At 72.3% G+C, this 7,617-nt stretch carries 8 protein-coding genes; 4 read left to right on the top strand and 4 right to left on the bottom strand.

Annotated elements, in window-relative coordinates; translation table 11 throughout:
• Nucleotides 1-30 precede the first annotated feature (30 nt).
• Nucleotides 31-840 (bottom strand): PhzF family phenazine biosynthesis protein, encoded by an 810-nt coding sequence (locus tag BIV24_RS30085; protein ID WP_071369634.1) that lies wholly within the window; start codon nucleotides 838-840, stop codon nucleotides 31-33.
• 194 nt (nucleotides 841-1,034) lie between these two features.
• On the opposite strand from BIV24_RS30085, the gene BIV24_RS30080 reads away from it, so the two are divergent.
• The 3 genes from BIV24_RS30080 (at nucleotide 1,035) to BIV24_RS30070 (ending at nucleotide 3,865) form a co-directional block, all read left to right on the top strand.
• On the top strand, nucleotides 1,035-1,637 hold the full coding sequence (locus BIV24_RS30080; protein ID WP_079168653.1) for a Clp protease N-terminal domain-containing protein: 603 nt from the start codon (nucleotides 1,035-1,037) through the stop codon (nucleotides 1,635-1,637).
• Nucleotides 1,638-1,727: 90 nt separating this feature from the next.
• Nucleotides 1,728-2,735: an EamA family transporter gene (locus BIV24_RS30075; protein WP_071369633.1), complete on the top strand. Its 1,008-nt coding sequence runs from the start codon at nucleotides 1,728-1,730 to the stop codon at nucleotides 2,733-2,735.
• A 179-nt stretch (nucleotides 2,736-2,914) separates the two neighbouring features.
• Complete coding sequence (locus BIV24_RS30070; RefSeq protein ID WP_071369632.1) at nucleotides 2,915-3,865, top strand: DMT family transporter; 951 nt, start codon at nucleotides 2,915-2,917, stop codon at nucleotides 3,863-3,865.
• A gap of 58 nt (nucleotides 3,866-3,923) precedes the next feature.
• Here BIV24_RS30070 and BIV24_RS30065 read toward each other — a convergent pair whose 3' ends face one another.
• A complete protein-coding gene (locus tag BIV24_RS30065) occupies nucleotides 3,924-4,559 on the bottom strand; it encodes an FMN-binding negative transcriptional regulator (RefSeq protein WP_071369631.1) in 636 nt (211 codons plus the stop codon).
• Nucleotides 4,559-5,239, bottom strand: coding sequence for a pyridoxamine 5'-phosphate oxidase family protein (locus BIV24_RS30060; RefSeq protein WP_071369630.1), 681 nt, complete (start codon nucleotides 5,237-5,239; stop codon nucleotides 4,559-4,561). Before BIV24_RS30060 ends, BIV24_RS30065 begins: the two co-directional genes overlap by 1 nt.
• A 36-nt stretch (nucleotides 5,240-5,275) precedes the next feature.
• Between BIV24_RS30060 and BIV24_RS30055 the strand changes: the two genes are divergently transcribed.
• The gene (locus BIV24_RS30055; RefSeq protein ID WP_079168652.1) at nucleotides 5,276-6,607 is read left to right on the top strand and encodes an aminotransferase class I/II-fold pyridoxal phosphate-dependent enzyme; all 1,332 of its coding nucleotides are present in this window, start codon (nucleotides 5,276-5,278) and stop codon (nucleotides 6,605-6,607) included.
• A 165-nt stretch (nucleotides 6,608-6,772) separates the two neighbouring features.
• Here the strand turns inward: BIV24_RS30055 and BIV24_RS30050 are convergent, their stop codons facing one another.
• Nucleotides 6,773-7,273, bottom strand: a complete 501-nt coding sequence (locus BIV24_RS30050) for a Rieske (2Fe-2S) protein (RefSeq protein ID WP_071369628.1) — start codon at nucleotides 7,271-7,273, stop codon at nucleotides 6,773-6,775.
• Nucleotides 7,274-7,617 lie beyond the last annotated feature (344 nt).

Below are 7,617 nucleotides of genomic sequence, written 5' to 3'. Positions count from 1 at the left end.
ACCGAGCATTCCCCAGCTCCGTAGCTCCCATCAGGCGAGCAGTTCGCCCTCGATGACGGTGACCGCGCGTCCGGTGAGCAGGGTGCGGTCGCCGCGGAGTCCCGTGCGGACGCGGCCGGAGCGCGCGGAGGCCTGCAGACCGGTGAGGTCGGCGCGGCCGAGGCGTTCGGACCAGTAGGGGGCCAGGGCGGTGTGGGCGCTGCCGGTGACCGGGTCCTCGTCGATCCCGACGTTCGGGAAGAAGCAGCGTGAGACGAAGTCGTACCCCCGGGAGGGGTCTTCGGCCTGTGCGGTGGAGATGATGCCGCGCTGCGAGTGGCGGGTGAGCGCCTTGAGGTCGGGGGAGAGGCCGAGAACCGTTTTCTCGTCTGCGAGTTCGAGGAGCAGGTCGCCGACGTTCGGGCCGGTGTCGAAGGCGGTGAGGGGCTCCGCGCCGAGGGCTTCGGCCACGCCCTCCGGGACGGCAACCGGGGTGAGCCTCGCGGTGGGGAAGTCCAGGGTGATGGAGCCGTCGTCGTGCGGTGTGGCGCTCAGGACGCCGCTGCGGGTGGCGAACCGTACGGGGCCCTCGTGGGCGCCCGTGGTGCGCAGCACATGGGCGGTGGCCAGGGTGGCGTGCCCGCACATGGCGACCTCGGTGGCGGGCGTGAACCAGCGCAGCGCCCAGTCGGCCTCGCCGCCCTCGGGCAGGCGGTGGGCGAACGCGGTCTCGGCGTGGTTGACCTCGCGGGCCACGTCCTGGAGCCGGCCGTCGTCCGGGAAGGCATCGAGGAGGAGGACGCCGGCCGGGTTGCCGGCGAAGGGGCGGTCGGTGAATGCGTCGACGATTCGAATGCGCATGGCCCGAAGTTAGCCGCTCATGGAAGCGACGGACCAAGGCCAATTCGGTGTGGCTGGACCGGTGCGCCCGGCGGTGGCGCGAGGCGACGAGACGCGCTCCCTACGGGGGGAACGGTGCGATCTCATCCGTAAGGAGGAGAACCCGGTCAGCGATACCCAACCTGTGTCGGACGTGAAAATGCTGCCCGCCGGGGATGACCCGAGCCGATGGGGCTGATGGGGTAGGGAACGTGCCACCCCGTCATTTCCCGCAACCGGCCGCCGAGCGCGGCGTGCACCACGTGAACCTCGACGCCAGACTCACCGCCGCACTGACAGCGGTGGTCGCGGGCGCCCGCCGGAGGGCGCTGCGGGACGGGGACCGGCAGATCGACACGGCCCATCTGCTGCACACGCTGCTGGAGTCCGACCCCGAGGTGCGTGCCGTCTTCGACGGTCCGCAGGTCGCACGGCTGCTCGGCTACCTTGTCCAGCGCGCCATCGGCTACGGCCTGCGCTGGCAGAGCAGCGTCGAGGACTCCGGTGCCCTGCCGGTGCTGAGCGAGCCCGAGGGCTGGTCGCCCACGGCGGCCGGCGCCCTGGACGCGGCCTGTGCGCGCGCGGAGCGGCGCGGCCATGCACGCACGTGCGGGCTCGACCTGCTCGCCGCGATCGTCGCGGACCCCGAGTCGCGGGCCGTCGAGGTCCTCGAACGCGCGGGCGTCGACGTCCGCGCTCTGCCCTCGCGGATCGAGGCGGCGGCCGCGGTCGAGGAGTTCGCGGGGGGATGCCCGGAGTCGGAGGACGTCGGCCGCTGAGCCGGAACCCCCGGTCCGAACAGGTGCGCAGGTCCACCCTCTGAGACAGGAGCTATCAGGGGTGACGCTCATGTCGTTGCCTGTCATCATGTGCCGGTGCATACGTCAAACGGCAGTCAGGGCAACCACGGCAGAGGCGTCGGACTGGGGCTCGCCCTCGTGTCGGCGCTGGCCTTCGGCGGATCGGGTGTCGCGGCCAAGCCGCTGATCCAGGCGGGGCTCGACCCCCTCCATGTGGTGTGGCTGCGGGTCGCGGGCGCCGCGCTCGTGATGCTGCCGCTCGCCGTGCGCCACCGCGCGTTGCTGCGCCGTCGTCCCGCGCTGCTCGTCGGGTTCGGGCTGCTCGCCGTGGCCGGTGTCCAGGCCTGCTACTTCGCCGCGATCTCCCGCATACCCGTCGGCGTCGCCCTGCTGATCGAGTACCTTTCGCCCGCGCTTGTGCTCGGCTGGGTGCGGTTTGTGCAGCGACGGCCCGTGACCCGTGCCGCGGCGGTCGGCGTGGTCCTCGCAGTGGGCGGGCTGGCCTGTGTCGTCGAGGTGTGGTCGGGCCTGAGCTTCGACGCCCTGGGGCTGCTGCTCGCGCTCGGCGCCGCCGGCTGCCAGGTCGGCTACTTCGTCCTGTCCGACCAGGGCGGCGACGCGGGCGAGGAGGCACCGGACCCGCTCGGCGTGATCGCTTACGGCCTGCTCGTCGGCGCCGCCGTGCTCACCTTCGTCGCTCGCCCCTGGAGCATGGACTGGCAGGTACTCACGGACGGTGTGCACATGAACGGGACCGTCGTTCCGGCCGTCGTGCTGCTGCTGTGGATCGTCCTGGTCGCCACGGTCCTCGCCTACGTGACCGGAGTGCTCTCCGTGCGCCGGCTCTCGCCCCAGATCGCCGTTGTTGTGGCCTGCCTCGAAGCGGTGATCGCGACCGTCCTGGCCTGGGTGCTGCTCGGCGAGCACCTCTCGGCGCCGCAGATCATCGGGGGTGCGGTCGTCCTGGTGGGCGCGTTCATCGCGCAGTCCTCGACGCCCGCGAAGGGCTCCGCGGAGCCGGTGGCGAGCGGCGGCGGCACGGACAGGGAGTTGTCAGCCCGCGAGACGGCTGCGTAGGGTGCGGATCATGCATTCAAACGCACTCGTTCTTCCCCCTCCGGCCGCCTGAGGCGGGCTCTCCGGAATCCACGCCCGGCACAGCGCCGGGCGGAACGGTGCTGCCCGCAGAAGAAGTCCGCCGACCCCGCCGATGCGGGGTTGCTTCCCGTACTTCTGCACATCTGCGGAGACAATTCGTGTCGAATGCTGTTGTGGGCCTGCCCGTCGGGCGAGGCCTCCTCTATCTGATCGTCGCCGGTGCCGCCTGGGGCACCGCGGGCGCGGCCGCCTCACTGGTCTACCGGACCAGTGACATGGGGCCCTTCGTCCTCTCCTTCTGGCGCTGCGCCGGTGGCCTTGTCCTGCTGCTCGCCGTCCGCCTCCTGCGCTCGCCCGCCCGGACTGCCGTACCGGAACCGCTCGGCCGCAAGGCACTGCGCACCGGGGCCACAGGGCTTGGGCTCGCCGTCTTCCAGACCGCCTACTTCGCGGCCGTCGAGGCCACCGGACTCGCCGTGGCGACCGTCGTCACGCTCGGCGCCGGACCCGTGCTCATCGCGCTCGGCGCCCGGCTCACGATGGGGGAGCGGCTCGGCCGCGGCGGAGTGGCCGCCGTTGTCGGTGCGCTCGCCGGGCTCGGGGTGCTCGTGCTCGGCAGCGGCGGCACCACCGTGCGGCCGTGGGGCGTGCTGCTCGCGCTCGTGTCGGCGGCGGCCTACAGCGTCATGACGCTGTGCACACGGTGGTTCGGACGCGACGGCGGAACCGATGCGTCCGGTACGACCCTGTGGGCGTTCGCGATCACCAGCCTGTGCCTGCTGCCGTTCGCGCTGGTGGAGGGGCTGGTGCCGCACACCGCCGAACCCGGTCGGATCGTATGGCTGGTGGTGTACATCGCGGCGGTTCCCACAGCCCTGGCCTACGCCCTCTACTTCGCGGGCGCCGCCGTCGTACGGTCGGCCACCGTGTCCGTGATCATGCTGCTGGAGCCGGTCAGCGCCGCGGTGCTCGCTGTCGTCCTGCTCGGTGAACGGCTGACGACGGCGACCCTCGGCGGCACCGCGCTGATGCTCGGCTCCGTCGCGGGGCTCGCGGTGACGGAGGCGCGCGGGGCACGGACGCTGGAGGAGGAGCCGGTCCTCGTGTGACGGGACGGCTCGTGCCCGGGGCGCCTCGGCGGTACGGGTGCGGGATCCGCACCCGTACTCACGCCTCGTGCCCGCGCCGCAGCAGATGCTCGCGCGCCCGTGCGTCGAGCGGACCACCCCGAGCCGCCAGCCCGGCCGCGATGCGGTCCCGGACCTCCTGCGTCCTCTTGCCGGCGTACTTGAACTTCGCTTGTACGCCCGTCACTTCGAGCCTCAGGCCGCGGATACCGGGCAGCATGCGACCGTAGGGATCCTCGCCCGCCGCTGCCCGCGCGGAGCCGCCCTCCGGCTGGAAGTGGCCGACCAGACGGTTCAGCAACTCGGCCTTCCCTGCCGGGTCGTCCACGACGTGGGCCGTGCACCGGAGTTGGACCGCCGCGTAGAAACTCGTCGGCACCCCGTGCTCGGGCGGGGTGTCCGGCGGAGCCTGCCAGGGGCCGGGGACGTAGACGTAGTCGTCGACCACGCTCAGCACTACGTCCGGGTTCGCCTCCAGAGCGGGCCACAGTGGGTTGGGCCGTGCCAGATGGGCGAGCGCCTCACCGCGTTCGGCGTCATAGGCGAAGTGGAGCGGCTGGACGTGGGGCGGCTCGCCCGGCATTCCGTTCACGGCGAGTTGCCCGAAGTCGTGGGTGGCGAGCCAGTGTTGCCACTCGGCGTCGTCGCGGGGTGCGTCCCAGGGGTGGATCAGCATCACAGGGTCGCCAGGTAGTCGGGCAGGCCGATGCCGGGCGCCAGGTCCGCGTCGGCGAGCGGGGCGCTGTACTCCCTGCGGACCGGGACCACGCCGGCCCAGTGGGGGAGGGACAGGTCCTCGGGCTCGTCGTTCACGCCGCCGGTGCGCGCCTTGGCGGAGACCTCGTCCAGGTCGAGGCGGATCACCGCGGTGGCGGCCAACTCCTTCTTGTCGGCGGGACGGGAGTCGCGCGAGCGGCCCGGCACGACATGGTCGACGAGCGCGTCCAGGGCCGTCCGCTTCTCCTCGGGGTCGGTGACCTGGTGGGCGATGCCGTGCACCACCACGGAACGGTAGTTGATCGAGTGGTGGAAGGCCGAGCGGGCCAGGACCAGACCGTCGACATGCGTGACCGTCAGGCACACCGCAAGCCCCGGGTCGGCCCCGTCCGCCATCCGCAGCGGGCGCGAGCCCGTCGAGCCGTGCACATAGAGCCGCTCGCCGACCCGGCCGTAGAGCGTGGGCAGCACGACCGGCGCTCCCTCGCGGACGAAGCCGAGGTGGCAGACGTACCCCTCGTCGAGTATCGCGTGCACCAACTCCCTGTCGTACGACGCCCGTTCCGCGGAGCGCGTGGGGACGGTGCGGTCGGTCGGCGTGTAGGCGGTGGGCGACGACGTCGGCTGCTGGATCCCCATTGGCGTTCTCCATTGCGCTAGTGCATAATCTTCTTTGTGCTAGGAGGATATCGGATCAAGGGGCGGCGCGCAGCGGAGATTGCGGCGAGCGTCGAGAGCGCGGTCGGGGACGGGGAGCTGGAGCCCGGCCAACTGCTCCCGCCCATGCGGGAGTTGGCGGCCGGACTGGGTGTGAATCCCAACACCGTCGCTGCCGCGTATCGCATCCTGCGCGAGCGGGGCGTCATCGAGACCGCTGGGCGTCGGGGCAGCCGGGTACGGTCCGCGCCCGCCACGACGGGGCGGGACCACATTCGTGTGGACGTGCCCGAGGGGGTGCGGGACCTGGCGAGCGGCAATCCGGACCCGGCGCTGCTACCGCCGCTGGCCACGGCGTTCGCGGCGGCCGCCGCGCAGGGCGACCGCGAGCCGGTCCTGTACGGCGATGTCGCGGTGGAACCGGAGCTGGCGCGCCTCGCACGGGCCGCTCTGGACGCCGACGGGGTGCCGGCGGGGCCGCTCGCCGTGGTCTCCGGAACGCTGGATGCCATCGAGCGCGTCCTCGCGGCCCACCTCAAGCCCGGGGACGCGGTCGCCGTCGAGGATCCCGGGTGGGGAAGCACCCTCGACCTCGTGCCGGCGCTCGGGCTGCGCACGGTCCCCGTCGGCGTCGACGACGAAGGACCGATCCCGGACGACGTGGGTGGTGCCCTGAAGGCCGGGGCGCGCGCCTTGATCGTGACGGTCCGGGCGCAGAACCCGACCGGTGCCGCGGTGAGCGCTTCGCGCGCCGGCGCCCTGCGATCCGTGCTCCGCGAGCACCCGGGGACCCTGCTCATCGAGGACGACCACGGTGACGGGTTCGTCGATGTGTCCCTCCACTCGCTCGCCGGGGTCACCCGGCACTGGGCCTTCGTGCGCTCGGTCGCCAAGGCGTATGGGCCCGACCTGCGGCTCGCCGTACTCACCGGAGACACCGTCACCGTCGACCGGGTCCGGGGGCGGCAGCGGCTGGGACCCGGGTGGGTGAGCCGGATCCTGCAGCGCGCCGTGGTGCGGCTGTGGACCGATGGCGCGGTGGACGTCGGGGCGGTGGCGGCGGCGTACGACACACGCCGCACCACGCTGATCGACGCGCTCGCACGGCGTGGTGTCGCGGCCCATGGACGCAGCGGGCTCAATGTATGGGTTCCTGTACCCGACGAGACCGGAGTGGTCGCGCGGCTGCTGCACGCGGGCTGGGCCGTCGCGCCCGGCGCCCGCTTCCGGATGGGCACACCGCCCGGTATCCGGATCACCGTCTCGTTGCTGACCGCCAAGGAGACGGGACCGCTGGCGGGCGCGGTCGCCGCGGCCCTCGGGCCGGCCCCGGTCAGGAGTTACGTCTAGCCCCCGACAGGCAACGTCCGACGTGACGTCCCGCACCCCTCCGCCGTGCCCGGCTTCTCCCCCACTCGACCTCGTAGTCGTCGAGGCCGGGTCGGTCGTCGGCATCTCGGCCGATGTGGCGATTTCCAAGGCGGGCTCGAGCACGGGCCGGAAAGGGCGCGGGCATCATGCGAGCCTGATCGAGTCACCGTCCACCGTGATGTTCGCCGCGGGCAGCGGCTCGGGGGCGGGCCCCGTCTCCACGCTGCCGTCGGCCACCGAGAACTCGCTGCGGTGACATGGGCAGACGATCACGCCGTTCGCGATGCTCGTCACCGCGCAGCCCTGGTGGGTGCACTTGGACGAGAACGCCTTGAACCGTCCCTTGCTCGGCTGGGTCACTACCACGCCCTCGTCGGCGAAGATCTTGCCACCGCCCTCGGGGATATCGGAGGTCTTCGCGAGGACCCTGCCGCCGGAGCCGGCCGCTCCGCTGTCGCGCTCGCCCGGACTGGCACTGCTGTTCTTCGGTGAGCTGGGCGAACTCGGCGACGCCTGACTGTTCGAGGACGCCTGACCGTTCGAGCCCCCGCACGCGGTCAGCGCGACGGCGAGTCCGGTCATGCCGGCCGCCGCCACGACCGTGCGGCGGGACGGTGCAGAAGACTGGGGCGGTTCGCTGGTCATGCTGACGTTTCCCTTCCGCGGATGTTTCGCAGGTCTGTACGGAGGTACGGCCTGCGGGGGACTGCCGTTCAGACGGCGTCGACATCTTCACTCGTTGAGGATCGGGGCGCGGCAAGGCGCGCACGGGCCGTGTCCGAAGGGACCCGAACGCCCCAGTGGCCTGGGCGGAAGCGATTCCGGGACACGCCGGACACCGCGTCGGCTGGGTCGCGGGGGACGAGGGCTATGGAGGCGATCGCCGTCGTGCTGGTGACCGTGTGGATGCTCATCCGCGCGTGGATGGTACTGCCCGGTGTGCCGGCCGACGTGGTCGAGTCTGCCGCCTCGGGAGCGTGGGAGGAGCC

The organism is Streptomyces colonosanans, from assembly GCF_001866645.1.
GTDB classification, from domain to species: Bacteria; Actinomycetota; Actinomycetes; order Streptomycetales; family Streptomycetaceae; genus Streptomyces; species Streptomyces colonosanans.
Note: the sequence above shows the minus strand (reverse complement) of the source record. Positions and strands in the feature narration are given on the sequence as shown.